Below are 14,780 nucleotides of genomic sequence, written 5' to 3'. Positions count from 1 at the left end.
TCCTTTCTATGGAGACTCGGTCTTGATAAGACCAGTCAAGTGTGTTTAACACACAAATCGCTTACTCACTCGTGTTCAGTTTTGAAGGATGAATTAACCCTTCAACAATCTTGTTCCTTGAAAACTAGATAACGAAACAAAACGTAAAGTAAGAACTTAGGTTGTGTTGACCTTAATGGTCTCACATAAATCTTTAAAGTTTTTTCTAGGTTAAGCTAGAAAGAGCACACGGAGGATGCCTAGGCACTAGGAGCCGAAGAAGGACGTGGCGAACGACGAAATGCCTCGGGGAGCCGTAAGCAGGCTTTGATCCGGGGATGTCCGAATGGGGGAACCCAGCTGTGGTAATGCGCAGTTACTCTAAAGTGAATACATAGCTTTAGTAGAGGCAGACCCAGGGAACTGAAACATCTAAGTACCTGGAGGAAAAGAAAACAAAAGTGATTCCGTCAGTAGCGGCGAGCGAAAGCGGAATAGCCCAAACCAAGGAGCTTGCTCCTTGGGGTTGTAGGACCTCGATATGGGGTTAGTTTGGTAGGCGAAGTGATCTGGAAAGGTCCGGCATAGAAGGTAAAAGCCCTGTAGCCCAAACCAAACGAAACTCCTAGAGGTATCCTGAGTACGGCGGGTCACGTGAAACCCCGTCGGAATCCGGCAGGACCATCTGCCAAGGCTAAATACTCCCTAGTGACCGATAGTGAAGCAGTACCGTGAGGGAAAGGTGAAAAGCACCGCGGAAGCGGAGTGAAAAAGAACCTGAAACCGTGTGCTTACAAAAAGTCAGAGCCCTCTATATGGGTGATGGCGTGCCTTTTGTAGAATGAACCGGCGAGTTACGTTCCCGTGCGAGGTTAAGTTGAAGAGACGGAGCCGCAGCGAAAGCGAGTCTGAATAGGGCGCTTTAGTACGTGGACGTAGACCCGAAACCGTGTGATCTACCCCTGTCCAGGGTGAAGGTGAGGTAACACTCACTGGAGGCCCGAACCCACGAATGTTGAAAAATTCGGGGATGAGGTGGGGGTAGCGGAGAAATTCCAATCGAACTCGGAGATAGCTGGTTCTCCCCGAAATAGCTTTAGGGCTAGCCTCGGATGTTGAGTTGTGGAGGTAAAGCACTGATTGGGTGCGGGGCCCGCCAAGGGTTACCAAGTCCAGTCAAACTCTGAATGCCACAAACTTAAATCCGGGAGTCAGACAGTGAGTGCTAAGATCCATTGTCAAAAGGGAAACAGCCCAGACCATCAGCTAAGGTCCCCAAGTGTGTGTTAAGTGGGAAAGGATGTGGAGTTGCACAGACAACCAGGATGTTGGCTTAGAAGCAGCCACCATTGAAAGAGTGCGTAATAGCTCACTGGTCGAGTGACTCTGCGCCGAAAATGTAACGGGGCTAAACACGCCACCGAAGCTATGGCTTGCATCACCTTCACTGCGTCTTTGAATTCGTGGTTAGCCACGGGACATTAGTCAGAATCAACCTCTATGGTTGTTCAAGATTCTGACCAAATGCCCCAGCTAAACACGCGACTTCGAAGCTGGAGTGAAGGTGGTGCATGGGTAGGGGAGCGTTGTATGTACGTTGAATTCTGACCGTAAGGACAGGTGGAGCGCATACAAGTGAGAATGCCGGTATAAGTAACGAAAAGATCAGTGAGAATCTGATCCGCCGAAAACCTAAGGGTTCCTGAGGAAGGCTCGTCCGCTCAGGGTAAGTCGGGACCTAAGGCGAGGCCGAAAGGCGTAGTCGATGGACAACAGGTGGAAATTCCTGTACCACCGTAGCCGTTATGAGCAATGGAGTGACGCAGAAGGATAGTGACGCGAGCTGATGGATGCTCGTCCAAGCAGTGAGGCTGATGTGTAGGCAAATCCGCACATCGTAAGGCTGGGCTGTGATGGGGAGGGAAATTTAAGTACCGAAGGTCATGAGTTCACACTGCCAAGAAAAGCTTCTAGCCAGGCGAAGGTGCCCGTACCGCAAACCGACACAGGTGGGTGAGAAGAGAATTCTAAGGCGCGCGGAAGAACTCTCGTTAAGGAACTCGGCAAAATGACCCCGTAACTTCGGGAGAAGGGGTGCCTCGGTAGGGTGAATAGCCCGAGGGGGCCGCAGTGAAAAGGCCCAAGCGACTGTTTAGCAAAAACACAGGTCTGTGCGAAGCCGCAAGGCGAAGTATACGGGCTGACGCCTGCCCGGTGCTGGAAGGTTAAGAGGAGTGGTTAGGGGGCAACCCCGAAGCTATGAATTGAAGCCCCAGTAAACGGCGGCCGTAACTATAACGGTCCTAAGGTAGCGAAATTCCTTGTCAGGTAAATTCTGACCCGCACGAATGGCGTAACGACTTGGGCGCTGTCTCAACGAGAGATCCGGTGAAATTTTAATACCTGTGAAGATGCAGGTTACCCGCGACAAGACGGAAAGACCCCATGGAGCTTTACTGCAGCTTGATATTGGACTTTGGTACGATCTGTACAGGATAGGTGGGAGCCTTTGAAGCCTGAGCGCCAGCTTGGGTGGAGGCATCGTTGGGATACCACCCTGATCGTATCGGAGTTCTAACCTGGTACCGTGATCCGGTATGGGGACAGTGTCAGGTGGGCAGTTTGACTGGGGCGGTCGCCTCCTAAAATGTAACGGAGGCGTTTAAAGGTTCCCTCAGAATGGTTGGAAATCATTCGCAGAGTGCAAAGGCATAAGGGAGCTTGACTGCGAGACCTACAAGTCGAGCAGGGACGAAAGTCGGACTTAGTGATCCGGTGGTACCGAATGGAAGGGCCATCGCTCAACGGATAAAAGCTACCCTGGGGATAACAGGCTTATCTCCCCCAAGAGTCCACATCGACGGGGAGGTTTGGCACCTCGATGTCGGCTCATCGCATCCTGGGGCTGAAGTAGGTCCCAAGGGTTGGGCTGTTCGCCCATTAAAGCGGTACGCGAGCTGGGTTCAGAACGTCGTGAGACAGTTCGGTCCCTATCTGTCGCGGGCGTAGGAAATTTGAGAGGAGCTGTCCTTAGTACGAGAGGACCGGGATGGACGTACCGCTGGTGTACCAGTTGTCTCGCCAGAGGCATCGCTGGGTAGCTATGTACGGAGGGGATAAGCGCTGAAAGCATCTAAGCGCGAAGCCCCCCTCAAGATGAGATTTCCCAGTATGTAAGACCCCTTGTAGACGACGAGGTTGATAGGTTCGAGGTGGAAGTGCGGTAACGTATGCAGCTGACGAATACTAATCGGTCGAGGGCTTAACCTAATCCCAACCAAGTGAAGATAAGCTTTGTAGCGAATTCCGACTACTTGATTGGGGCCCAGAAAATCCTAAGAACATCTAACTTTACGTTGAAGTTTCGTATCTAGTTTTCAAGGCGCAAACAAACGCTTTGACTGTTTGGTGATGATGGCGGAGGGGACCCACGCGTTCCCATCTCGAACACGACCGTTAAGCCCTCCAGCGTCGATGGTACTTGAACCGCAGGGTTCTGGGAGAGTAGAACGTTGCCAAGCAGAATACCCCTAGTGGGTATTTTTTTTGCCGCCTTTCGAGGAGTTAATGCAAATATGGGCCCTTAGCTCAGCTGGTTAGAGCGCACCCCTGATAAGGGTGAGGTCGGTGGTTCGAGTCCACTAGGGCCCACTTATTCCTTAGCAGCACGTTTTTATATATGATGATTGATAGACCATTTGGCGGCGTAGCTCAGCTGGCTAGAGCGTACGGTTCATACCCGTAAGGTCGGGGGTTCGAGCCCCTCTGCCGCTACTTATTATTTTGGAGAGATACCCAAGTGGCTATAAGGGGACCCTCTGCTAAGGGGTTAGACTGCGTAAGTGGTGCGAGGGTTCGAATCCCTCTCTCTCCGCCATCTGTATAAACGTAATAAGCCGTTGTAGCTCAACTGGTAGAGCAACTGACTTGTAATCAGTAGGTTGGGGGTTCAAGTCCTCTCGACGGCACCATATTACCCCAAAAAATGAAGTGAAGCCTTGTAGCAACACCGAATACTTTTTCGGGGCCCGGTAAAGCTTTTTAACGTGGAGGCTTAGTGAAGTGGCTAAACACGGCAGACTGTAAATCTGCTCTCTTCGAGTTCGGTGGTTCGAATCCATCAGCCTCCATCTCCTACAATGGGGATTAGCCAAGCGGTAAGGCAACGGACTTTGACTCCGTCATGCCAAGGTTCAAATCCTTGATCCCCAGTTCTTTTTTTCATAAGTCATTAGCTCAACTTGATAGATCACCCGTTGTACAAGTTGCAAACAATGAAGCCTTGATATAAGGCTTTTTTTTGTTTTTACTAATGGTTTTAAGTAGAAAACTTGAATCAAGCCTATACTTTTCACCTTATGCAAATTAGTTGTTTGGATCCTACTATTAAGGACTTGGACAACACTGTTTCTCTAGACCCACACGTATTATGTCGAGTATGATTGTCTTCGACATGGATAGTGAGGTGGGAACAATAGAAAATTTGTATGATGACATCAAGCAAGGTGAAAAAGGTGCTTGGTTAAGTATTATTACTTATATATGTTTATCAGCTTTAAAATTAACCATAGGGTACATAACCAAGTCCGAAGCGCTTTCCGCGGATGGTTTAAATAACGCTACAGACATTATTGCATCAATTGCTGTTTTAGTCGGGCTGAAAATATCACGAAAACCACCTGATAAAGACCATAGATACGGTCATTATCGAGCTGAGACGGTAGCCGCTTTAATCGCTTCTTTTATTATGTTTGCGGTAGGAATTCAGGTTCTCTATCAAGCATTTATTAAGTTTCGTTCTCCGAGTATCGAATCTCCCGATATGGTTGCCGCATGGACGGCTGTTTTTTGTGCGATTGTCATGTACGTTGTATATGTATACAATGTTCGTCTGGCAAGGAAAATAAATAGTAATGCCATGATGGCAGCAGCACAAGATAATCGATCGGATGCGTTTGTCAGTATTGGTGCCTTTATTGGTATTGTTGGTTCTCAATTTGGTCTACCTTGGCTGGATACATTAACAGCTTTACTTGTCGGAGTTATTATTTGTAAAACAGCGTGGGATATTTTCCGAGATTCTACTCATGCTCTTACGGATGGGTTTGATGATGCTGAGCTTCAAACCATTAAACAAACCATTCGTGACGTCCCCGGGGTGGAGAAGGTCATTGATATCAAAGCCCGTATCCATGGAAACAATAAACTAGTCGATGTGACCATTGGTGTAGACCATGAGCTTAACGTAAGCGAAAGCCATGACATTACCGAAAATATTGAAAATCGAATTCATGAACTTCATAACATATCGTATGTGCATATTCACATAGAACCTATTGAGGTATCAAGTAGTCAAGAAAAATAATCAGAGTGACTTATCTCACATACACGACCATTTCTTCGACCTATAATGAATTCATAAAGGACGAGGAGATGGTTGAAATGATGAAATGGGTAAGGGAAAATAATTACGCTGCAATACTTCTATCATTCGTTTATATGTTGGTTGGGAATGGATGATAGCGGGATGGCACAAAATTACAGGTGACAAAGCTTTCGACGCTGCAGGTTATCTGAAAGGGGCCATTGCCAAACCAGTTCTAGAAAGTGGTACGACGGATCTCGTTTATGCGAATTATGTGGCTTTCTTGAAAAATGTCGCGCTTCCGCATGTAGGATGGTTTAATGTGCTGGTTCCTTGGGGTGAACTCTTAGTTGGTGTGGGGTTACTGCTCGGTGCGTTGACAACGACAGCGATGTTCTTCGGCTTACTGATGAACTTCATGTATATGTTTGCCGGCACGGTTAGCTCGAATCCATGGTTAGTGCTCCTCGGGTTCATTATTTTAGCAGCTGGAGCGAATGCCGGGAAATTTGGTGTGGATCATTTGATTCTTCCGTACCTGCACAGATGGTTTGATAAGCTATTAGAGATATGTCATTTAAAGACGAAACTCAGATGAGCTCTGCTTCTGCTTCCATGTTAAATCGTTGATAAACCTATTCCTTTCTCCAGTTATTGAGAGGGGAATAGGTTTTTTTGTGTTTATTGCAGTGTGATATTTTTCACTTACAGTTGATCTTTTTTGGACTAAAGTGACAGGTACATGATGTAGAAAAAGGAGAAGTGATGGGTATGCTTTCAGGAGTTATTTTGGCTGGTGGAGCAAACCGTCGAATGAACGGAGAGCTGAAGGCATTGCTGCCATTTGGGGGAAAGCCGCTCATTGTCAGGCAGCTAGATTGTATGAGGGAAATATGTGATGAGTTGATTGTTGTAACGAATGATCCTAAACCTTATCTAAACATAGTAGATCGTTCGGTACGGATTATTACGGATTTTTTCAGGGGACATGGGTCGCTTGGAGGCATGCATGCCGCATTATCCCTATCTAAACATACTTCTGTCTGGGTCGTCGGGTGCGATATGCCCTTCATATCCAGCTCAGCTGCTGAATTGTTATTACAAAGAAAACAGGATGGATTTGAAGCCGTTGTCCCCTTGGTGGCAGGTAGGGTGCATCCCTTGCACGGTATTTATGATCGCGCTTGCGCGTCCCACATCGGACATCTCTTACAGCAAGGGCAAACCTCGGTATCCGCACTGCTGAACCATGTTTTTTGGAGTGAGCTAGGGGATCGTTTTTTGATTGAACATGGCATTGACTTGAGGTTTGTTTCTCAGATAAAGACGATGGAGGATTACGAGATCATGAAGCACATGGATATGCAATGAAAGTAACGAATTGTTCATGATTCCGATTGTTGATCGTGATAAAAGTCACTGTAAACGACGTGTTATTTTCTTAAAATAAGTGCAAGTCGTTTACATAGTAGGGGGTGATTGGTATGAATAGTCATCACAAGCATACACACGCATCTGAGCGAACAGAGCATAAGCCAGAGCCTTCCTTGCGGGGTACCTTTGCCTCGGTGTTGGTCGTAGGACTCTTCTTAGTAATCAGTTGGGTCGCGGTATTTCTTCTTTTTATATCTAGACAGTAAAGGGGATTAGAACATGCATATCCATAAACTCGAAAAAGTCTGGTTAACTATTGGGATCGTCATGTTGTTTGTCTTTCTAGGCGTGTTAGGGGTATCTGCATTCGCTATGGGAGCCAAGCCGCCAAGTGCGCACCATCATCAGATTGATCCTTCTAAGGTGTCGGAAACCGCGCCTTTCGATAAGCCAGGACTTCATCCAATCGGCAACAATGCCTATGAGGCGGTCATGACTGCATTTACGTTTGGTTATGCACCGGACAAAATGGAGGTCCCAGTGGGGGCAACAATTAACTTTGTCGTGACAAGTCAAGATGTGGTACATGGCTTTGCTATTCCGGGTACGAACGTAAATATGATGATTGTTCCGGGCGAAGTTAGTCATGTTAGTCACACGTTTACGAAGCCAGGTGAATACCTGATCCTGTGCAATGAATATTGCGGTGGTGCACATGAGTATATGAAAACAACGATTATTGTTAAATAGCCCAGGTGCCAAGAAAGGTGGAAGACAGCATGAGAAGTGAAGCTATCGGGAAATTGACTCCTAAATTTGATCTTAAGGATGGCAAATTGGTTGTAGCCCATGTCCTTGTGGCATTCATTGCGCTGCTCATCGGTGGAATTGCAGGACTTCTGCAGACAATGGTGAAAAGTGGGACGATCAAATTACCCTATAACATCGGCTATTACGAGCTGCTGACAGCTCACGGAGTATTGATGGCCATCGTGTTTACAACGTATTTTATCATCGGCTTTATTTATTCTGGTGTCTCCTATACGCTTGGCGGCAAACTGCTTCCGGTGGTTCATCGCATGGGGTGGGCTGGATTTTCCCTCATGACTGCGGGGACCGCACTTGGCGTTGCGATGGTATTAACGGGGAAGGCAAGCGTTCTATACACGTTCTATGCACCAATGAAGGCATCCCCCTATTTTTATATCGGATTAGCTTTGCTTGTGGTAGGGAGCTGGATAAGTGGTTGGGGGATTTTCTATCAATATAAATATTGGAAAAGGACGCATGAAGGCAAGCTGTCTCCACTATTCGCTTTTATGTCAGTTGTGACTTTTCTGATGTGGCAAATCGCAACCATCGGGGTTGCGGCAGAGGTGTTGATTCAGCTAATTCCTTGGTCTTTCGGTTGGGTGGAAACGATTAATGTGATGCTCAGCCGCACATTGTTCTGGTACTTCGGCCATCCTTTGGTGTATTTCTGGCTAATGCCCGCGTATATGTGTTGGTATGTGATCATTCCCAAGATCATCGGCGGCAAAATTTACAGCGATGCGCTCGCGAGACTTTCCTTTATTCTCTTATTACTATTCTCGATTCCGGTAGGCTTTCACCATCAATTAATGGAGCCAGGCATCAGCTCTTTTTGGAAATACTTGCAGGTTATCCTGACCTTTATGGTGGTTGTTCCATCGCTGATGACGGCATTTTCATTATTTGCAACCTTTGAACTGAACGGTCGTGCGCTTGGGGCAAAAGGGCTATTTGGCTGGGTGAAAAAGCTGCCTTGGAAGGATGTGCGATTCTTCGCACCTTTCATGGGGATGCTCATTTTCATTCCTGCTGGTGCAGGCGGACTGATTAATGCAAGTAATCAAATGAATGCCGTTGTGCATAATACATTATGGGTGACCGGGCATTTTCACCTGACGGTGGCGACGAGTGTGGCACTTACGTTCTTCGGGATTACGTATTGGTTACTTCCAGCTGTTACTGGGCGTGTGTTGACGCCACGCATGCATACATTAGGGATTATTCAAACGATCATCTGGTGTGTGGGCATGTTCCTCATGTCAGGTGCTATGCATATAGTCGGATTGTTCGGCGCACCAAGGCGGACCGCTTTCACAGACTATGAAGGAAGTGCAGCAGCAGCGGGCTGGGTGCCGTATTACGTGTTCATGGCAATTGGTGGAACGGTGTTATTTATTGGTGTTCTGCTTATGATCTATAATGTCATTGCTCTGCTGTGTGCCCCAAAAGGGGAGACGGAGTATCCGATTGCTGAAGCGATGGAATCAGCCGAGGCAACGCCAGCCTATTTGGATCGTTGGCGGATATGGATCACGGTATCGATTCTTTTAATCTTGTTTGCGTACACGATTCCGCTGATGGATATGATTGTGAATCCAGCTCCTGGTTCGAAAGGGTTTATCACTTGGTAGGGAATAGGGGAAGGCCATCACAAGGCAGCAAAGGAGGGGGATTTGTATGGTCATTAATTCCACAATGGCTATACTAGGAATCGCATCTTCAAACCCAGTGGAGCTTGAATATGCGACAGATCGGTTAGTGGCAGAGCATGAAGAATTGAGGAGCCGACTCAAGATGATTGAATCGGGGGCGAAGGAAGTCATTCTTGTGGATGACCCCGTAAGGGGAGTGGAGTTGGTTCAAGATCTCAGGAAGCAGACTTCTTTATTTGTGAAGGTGTTGGAGCGACATTCGGAATGGGAAGAGCATGACTTATTTCCGTTCCTGTCAGGATACTTTCATCGTGAATCCGTACCCTCTATTCTCCCTTCTTTTTGGGTACTTGAAAAAGATCATGAACTGGGTATGTCATTTATCCAATCCTTTGAAGATATGAGTAAGGTAGTAAGACCTACCGCAGGCCAAAAGCAATTAGCCGAAGCAGCAGGCCATCTCGTGCAGGCATGCCTAATATTAAACGACCATTTGACCATGGAGGAACAACTTGTTTTTCCTTTAGCAGAGAAAGTGCTGACAGATTTAGAATCTTTTTTTTCATAAGATAGCATAGAGGTAAGTGACTGAGCTTACATGCGGCATATTTCTACGGGGCAGTTTTCGCAGTGGCAGACTTCACGGAGGTAGGTCACATTCTTAATGACAATTTGCCCATGATTAAATTCAACAGCATCTTCCTTCTTCATATCGCTTAACATGCGATTGACGCTTTCTCGAGTTGCCCCTATCATATCAGCCATTTCCGAATTGTTAATCTTATAGTTAATGTGGATATGGTCACCTTGGGGGACGCCATACGAATTACTTAACCGTATTAATAATGAACAGAGCGCCCCTGGCTTACCGTACATCATTAAATCGCGAAATTTCGTTTCTGTCATACGGTGCATAAGCCCCATCCATTTCATAAATTCAATAGCGAGGTCTCCGTGCTGCCATAGCAGGACCTCGAGATCTTTGCGCTGAATGACACCAAATTCACAATCCTCGGTCACTTCGCTACTAAAGCTCTGCAAAGAGTTCTGAAACGGATCGATCTGACCGAATAAATCACCTGTTTGATGAAGATACAGAATGAAGCTTTTGCCATTTTCAGATAGCTTGGTGATCCGCACGCCGCCATGGATAACGTAATACAAGCGATCTGCGAGATCGCCCTCTCTGAACAAGAAATCTCCCTTTGCTGCGTGTCTCCGATACATGATGCTTTGCAGTCTTTCGAAATTTTCTGCAGAAAAGAAATTCATTATGCCCGTAGCAGGTGCTTTCGTATCCTTCAAGACCATAGGGACCAACTCCTCGACGTTCGTTTGTTATTATCTTTATCATAACGTCTTTGGTTCATGTTGGTTATCGGGGGTTCTACTGATCTTTGACGGAAATAATCCCTATCTTCTGTGAGGAAAATCACAGCATAAATCAGCATTCCCCTAGTGATTTAGTAAGGAAATCCTGATGGGGAAATCAGGGTTTTCCCTGACTTACAAGACGGATATAAACATCTACAATGATAAGTAAGGAAATTCTGTACTGCGGCGTCGAAACGGAGGGGCCCGAATGGTAATAGACGATACAACTTTGTTCATAGAATTAGAACGATTGCGAAGCTTGACGTCATGCGATTTCGTGGCAATTGCGCCTCTTCAAGAGCATGTCGGGCGCGACCGTTGGCAATATGTCATAGGGAACAGTAATGATCGATATCAACAAATGCGAATCAAAAAAGGCCAAGGATTAGCTGGCTCGGCTCTGCGTTTAGGCAGATGGGTGAAGCTCGATGATACCCATCCTAAGCATCAGCAAGAAAGACTCCATTGTCCGCTCATGCTTGCCGAACAATTGCAGGCGGCGGCGGTATTTCCGCTCGTGCCTAACGCTAGCTCACAGATCAAGGGCTTGCTTTTCATCGGTAAACGAGAGCAAACCAGATTTGAACACGGCGAGTTGCTAGCGGTCCAAGATACCCTCGACACATTGGCGTCGTATCTCTCCGCGGTTGAGGCGAATGTCTAAGTCGAAAAAATCGACTTACAGCCGCCCGAAACTGCCCTTACGGGGATTCATTTATTTTGTTATGATGGGACTAAAAGGGGGAGAGTACGCTGAAAATTCTTGTGGTGGATGATCACGCCGTAGTTAGATCCGGCTTAATGATGCTGCTTCATGGCAAGCATAATATGGAAGTCGTCGGGGAAGCTGCTGACGGTGAAGAGGGGATTGGGGCGGCTCAACTGCTGAAGCCGGATGTGGTCTTGATGGACCTGAATATGCCAGCTGGCATGGATGGGCTAACTGCGACAACGGAGCTGCGGCGATTAATGCCTGATTTAGCTATTCTAATATTAACGATGCATGACGATGATGAATACTTATTTAGAGCCATTCACGTGGGCGCTTCCGGATACATTTTGAAAAGTGCACCGCACGAGGAGTTATTGACAGCGATCCGCTCTGTTGCAGAGGGAAATGCCTATCTATATCCAACGGCGACGAAGCGGCTCATGAATGAATATATAGAACGGTTGAAGCAAGGCGAGAATGTCGACACGTTCGGGTCACTTTCGGAACGGGAACGGGAAGTTCTGGCTTTAATCGCCAAAGGATTCTCGAATAAAGAAATCGCGGAACAATTGGTGATCAGCGTCAAAACCGTGGAATCACATAAAAGCAACGTCATGGAGAAGCTAGGCCTGAAGACAAGACCGGAGTTAGTGAAATATGCGGCGAAGAAAGGACTGTTGAACTTTGAGTAAGGATTTGAACCGGGAATACCCGGAAGTCATCGGCGAAAATGTAACGGAATTATTAAGTCGTCTTGATGAGCATATCACGGACTCGTTGTTTCAACAGGATTTGAGACAGTCGCTTAAACAATTATCCGATATTAAATTTGCTCTCGATGAATCCTCAATTGTTGCGGTTACGGACCATAAAGGAAAAATTCAGTATGTGAATGATAAATTTTGCGAAGTTTCCAAGTATGCGCGAGATGAGCTTCTCGGTTTAGACCATCGGATTATTAATTCCGGTCATCATGGGAAAGACTTCATGACCGACTTATGGCGAACGATTTCTTCGGGGCACGTATGGCGTGGCGAGATAAAAAATAAAGCCAAAGACGGCACCTATTATTGGGTAGACACAACTATCGTTCCTTTTGTCGATAATCAGGGCAACATTCATCAATATCTGGCTATTCGAAATGAAGTAACGCAACTTAAACGGGTGGAAGAAGAGCTTCAGTTGATGATGTCTCAGGTGATGCAAATTCAAGAGGAAGAACGAAGAAAGTTTTCCCGCGAGCTGCATGATGGCATTGGACAAAGCTTATTCTCCTTGCTGATCCAGATGGATCGACTTATCGGCGAAGGTGAGACGGATCAGACGGAACTAACGCGGCTTCGGCAACATGTAACTGGAATCATAGAAGAGGTTCGGAGTCTGGCTTGGCAAATCCGTCCTTCCGTTCTGGACGATCTAGGCGTCATACCTGCTATTCGTACGTATATTGAGAATTTCACGGACCACCATGGTATACGGGTAGAGCTGAATAGCCATTTGCGCAGACGGCTTGGAGCCCTTGAAGAAACCACTATCTATCGTGTCATACAAGAAGCGCTTACGAATATTGCTAAATATGCGGGAGTATCAGAGGCAAGTGTTGTCGTTAAAGAGACGGATGGCTTTGTCGTGGTTCGAATAGTAGACAAAGGTCAAGGATTTGCCAGAAACAGCAGTGCCAAAGGTGTAGGCTTGTTTAGTATGGAAGAGCGGGCAAAGAGTATTGGCGGCAAAGTCACAATTGACTCTGTCGTGGGAGAAGGCACTACGGTGACATTGATGGTTCCCATGAAGATATAAAAGGATGTGACTCCTTGTTTCTAAAGGAGGCATGTCCTTTTTTAGTTCTATTATAGCCCTGTGACATATGTCACAGAGAACATGTTGAAATAGGAGTACATTTTAAATATATGATGAGGAGTTGAAGATAAATGATCACTTGCGAACAGTGTGGTAAGACGAATGGGTCAAGAAAGATAGGCAACAGTTGGGTCTGTGGGGATTGCAAAATAGGTGAAGTCAAAACGATACTTCTGAACAAAGCGGGCAAAGTTACGATGGTTAAAGAGAAGATAGTGGGTTATGAATGCGATGAAGAATCATTGTCCAGAGATCATAAAGTTGAATAAAAGATTCATTAGAAATGAGACGCATGCACGGATTACATTTTGTCGAAACGAAGGTGCTCATTCATGAAGTTGAGTTTAGTCAAAAAAATTGTAGTTGGAATTGTTATTGTTTCTATCGTCACCTATGGCTGCAGTGCGCTATTTATTTTCTATTTGAAAGACATTATTGCGCCAAGTATGGCAGATTGGCTATACCTCTCTATTATTATGCTGCTTGGCATTTTTTGGACAGGATTATTGGGATGGTTTGGCGCCACCTGGTTTACCAAACCACTTCTCCGATTGACGGATGCCGCAAACGAAGCTGCTACCGGTAACTTACAAGTGGAAATTCCATTTTACCATTCGAACGACGAAATACGCTTACTTAGTGGATCTTTTGAGAAAATGATCGGGAATTTGCGGCAAATGATTACGGATATATCGGCTAGTGTTTCGTTTACGGACAGTCATGCCGGCGTATTACGGAGTGGCATGGAACAGGCAGCCTTACAGATTGAACTCACAGCCGGCGCTGTAGAAATGATATCGAACGGTGCATCGGAGCAAGCAGCATCTACGCAAGGAACGTTGACTGCGGTCGTGCAGATTAAACAAGCGGCGGATGAAATCGGTGCCAAAGCAGGAGATTCGCAGACCATTTCGCGAGAAACGTTGAAAACCATTAAGGAGAGCGAGGTTATCGTGCGTTCACTCGTACAAGGTCTGCTGAACTTAGCTAATTCCAATCTGGAATCCATTGGCGTCGTCAGGCAGTTACACGATAATGCGAAGGAAATCGGACATATAACCCGAGTCGTTGGAGATATTGCAGAGCAAACGCACTTGCTTGCCTTAAATGCTTCCATTGAAGCAGCAAGAGCAGGGGAGCATGGTGCAGGTTTCATGGTTGTAGCTGGAGAAATTCGAAAACTGGCTGAACAAAGCGCCAGAGCGGTGAAGGATATCGACCAGTTGACCACACGGATTGAATTGGATGTAGCGGGAGTAGTAGAGAAAATAACCGATCAAGAACAGCTCGCAAGTCGTGAAGTTGGCAAGGGAGAGGAGGGAAAGAAGGCACTGAATCAAATCAACAAGGCCGTCTTGGAAACCGCACAAACGGTTGAGAATATTGTAGGTTGTGTGACGGATCAGATTCAGAAGATTGGAAGTGCCTTAATCAAAACGAACGAAGTGGCGGTGATCGCAACGCAGATTTCAGAGGAGACGAAACATGTGTCCATGTCCGTACAAGAACAAATGGCTGTTATGGAAGAACTATCTTCATCTTCGGAAATGTTGCGATGTCAGGCGGATCTGTTGAAATCCAAAATTAATGTTTTTCAAATATAAAAATTGGATTAAAGGAAGTTAAAATAGAAAAGCCATGAAATTCAAAT

General features: G+C 46.2%; 12 protein-coding genes, 6 tRNA genes, 3 rRNA genes and 1 pseudogene (1 of these 22 cut by a window edge). 21 read left to right on the top strand and 1 reads right to left on the bottom strand.

All coding sequences use genetic code 11. From position 1 onward, the window contains the following. The 16 genes and pseudogenes from ACSQ8O_RS24415 to ACSQ8O_RS24340 all read left to right on the top strand — a co-directional run. Positions 1 to 6 (top strand): 16S ribosomal RNA (locus ACSQ8O_RS24415); it begins 1,536 nt to the left of the window's first position. Between the two features lie 202 nt (positions 7 to 208). After that, positions 209 to 3,249, top strand: a 23S ribosomal RNA gene (locus ACSQ8O_RS24410). A 134-nt stretch (positions 3,250 to 3,383) separates the two neighbouring features. After that, a 5S ribosomal RNA gene (gene rrf / locus ACSQ8O_RS24405) occupies positions 3,384 to 3,500 on the top strand. The 16S, 23S and 5S rRNA genes sit together here with 6 tRNA genes alongside, the layout of an rRNA operon. A gap of 56 nt (positions 3,501 to 3,556) precedes the next feature. Beyond that, positions 3,557 to 3,630, top strand: a tRNA-Ile gene (locus ACSQ8O_RS24400). A gap of 49 nt (positions 3,631 to 3,679) precedes the next feature. Next, positions 3,680 to 3,753 (top strand) — tRNA-Met (locus ACSQ8O_RS24395). 11 nt (positions 3,754 to 3,764) lie between these two features. Then, a tRNA-Ser gene (locus ACSQ8O_RS24390) sits at positions 3,765 to 3,856 on the top strand. Between the two features lie 18 nt (positions 3,857 to 3,874). Next, a tRNA-Thr gene (locus ACSQ8O_RS24385) sits at positions 3,875 to 3,950 on the top strand. A gap of 77 nt (positions 3,951 to 4,027) precedes the next feature. Continuing rightward, positions 4,028 to 4,109, top strand: a tRNA-Tyr gene (locus ACSQ8O_RS24380). 10 nt (positions 4,110 to 4,119) lie between these two features. After that, a tRNA-Gln gene (locus tag ACSQ8O_RS24375) sits at positions 4,120 to 4,191 on the top strand. 241 nt (positions 4,192 to 4,432) lie between these two features. Then, positions 4,433 to 5,344, top strand: coding sequence for a cation diffusion facilitator family transporter (locus ACSQ8O_RS24370; protein ID WP_436243734.1), 912 nt, complete (start codon positions 4,433 to 4,435; stop codon positions 5,342 to 5,344). A gap of 77 nt (positions 5,345 to 5,421) precedes the next feature. Next, a pseudogene (locus ACSQ8O_RS24365) lies at positions 5,422 to 5,942 on the top strand (DoxX family membrane protein). 173 nt (positions 5,943 to 6,115) lie between these two features. Next, positions 6,116 to 6,715 carry a molybdenum cofactor guanylyltransferase gene (gene mobA, locus ACSQ8O_RS24360; RefSeq protein ID WP_436243733.1) on the top strand — a complete coding sequence of 200 codons (600 nt, stop codon included), beginning with the start codon at positions 6,116 to 6,118 and terminating at the stop codon, positions 6,713 to 6,715. A gap of 113 nt (positions 6,716 to 6,828) precedes the next feature. Continuing rightward, positions 6,829 to 6,984, top strand: a complete 156-nt coding sequence (locus ACSQ8O_RS24355) for a cytochrome c oxidase subunit 2A (RefSeq protein WP_236291495.1) — start codon at positions 6,829 to 6,831, stop codon at positions 6,982 to 6,984. Between the two features lie 13 nt (positions 6,985 to 6,997). Beyond that, a complete protein-coding gene (locus tag ACSQ8O_RS24350) occupies positions 6,998 to 7,468 on the top strand; it encodes a cytochrome c oxidase subunit II (RefSeq protein WP_436243732.1) in 471 nt (156 codons plus the stop codon). Positions 7,469 to 7,497: 29 nt separating this feature from the next. Next, on the top strand, positions 7,498 to 9,162 hold the full coding sequence (locus ACSQ8O_RS24345) for a cbb3-type cytochrome c oxidase subunit I (protein WP_436243731.1): 1,665 nt from the start codon (positions 7,498 to 7,500) through the stop codon (positions 9,160 to 9,162). A gap of 46 nt (positions 9,163 to 9,208) precedes the next feature. Then, positions 9,209 to 9,751 carry a hemerythrin domain-containing protein gene (locus tag ACSQ8O_RS24340; protein ID WP_436243730.1) on the top strand — a complete coding sequence of 181 codons (543 nt, stop codon included), beginning with the start codon at positions 9,209 to 9,211 and terminating at the stop codon, positions 9,749 to 9,751. Positions 9,752 to 9,777: 26 nt separating this feature from the next. Here the strand turns inward: ACSQ8O_RS24340 and ACSQ8O_RS24335 are convergent, their stop codons facing one another. Next, positions 9,778 to 10,494, bottom strand: a complete 717-nt coding sequence (locus ACSQ8O_RS24335) for a Crp/Fnr family transcriptional regulator (RefSeq protein ID WP_436243729.1) — start codon at positions 10,492 to 10,494, stop codon at positions 9,778 to 9,780. Between the two features lie 271 nt (positions 10,495 to 10,765). On the opposite strand from ACSQ8O_RS24335, the gene ACSQ8O_RS24330 reads away from it, so the two are divergent. From ACSQ8O_RS24330 to ACSQ8O_RS24310, 5 genes are all read left to right on the top strand, one after another. Further along, a complete protein-coding gene (locus tag ACSQ8O_RS24330; protein ID WP_056622861.1) occupies positions 10,766 to 11,221 on the top strand; it encodes a GAF domain-containing protein in 456 nt (151 codons plus the stop codon). 101 nt (positions 11,222 to 11,322) lie between these two features. Continuing rightward, complete coding sequence (locus ACSQ8O_RS24325; RefSeq protein WP_436243728.1) at positions 11,323 to 11,961, top strand: response regulator; 639 nt, start codon at positions 11,323 to 11,325, stop codon at positions 11,959 to 11,961. Continuing rightward, positions 11,954 to 13,069 (top strand): PAS domain-containing sensor histidine kinase, encoded by a 1,116-nt coding sequence (locus ACSQ8O_RS24320; protein ID WP_436243727.1) that lies wholly within the window; start codon positions 11,954 to 11,956, stop codon positions 13,067 to 13,069. The genes ACSQ8O_RS24325 and ACSQ8O_RS24320 overlap by 8 nt, the downstream gene beginning before the upstream one ends. Positions 13,070 to 13,200: 131 nt before the next feature. Next, positions 13,201 to 13,398, top strand: coding sequence for a hypothetical protein (locus ACSQ8O_RS24315; protein WP_056622867.1), 198 nt, complete (start codon positions 13,201 to 13,203; stop codon positions 13,396 to 13,398). Between the two features lie 63 nt (positions 13,399 to 13,461). Beyond that, positions 13,462 to 14,733 (top strand): methyl-accepting chemotaxis protein, encoded by a 1,272-nt coding sequence (locus ACSQ8O_RS24310; RefSeq protein ID WP_436243726.1) that lies wholly within the window; start codon positions 13,462 to 13,464, stop codon positions 14,731 to 14,733. The last annotated feature ends 47 nt before the right edge of the window (positions 14,734 to 14,780 follow it).

The organism is Paenibacillus sp. LjRoot56, assembly GCF_964253335.1.
Taxonomy (GTDB): Bacteria; Bacillota; Bacilli; order Paenibacillales; family NBRC-103111; genus Paenibacillus_E; species Paenibacillus_E allorhizoplanae.
The sequence above is the reverse complement of the archived record's forward strand: the minus strand, read 5'-3'. Positions and strand labels throughout refer to the sequence as shown.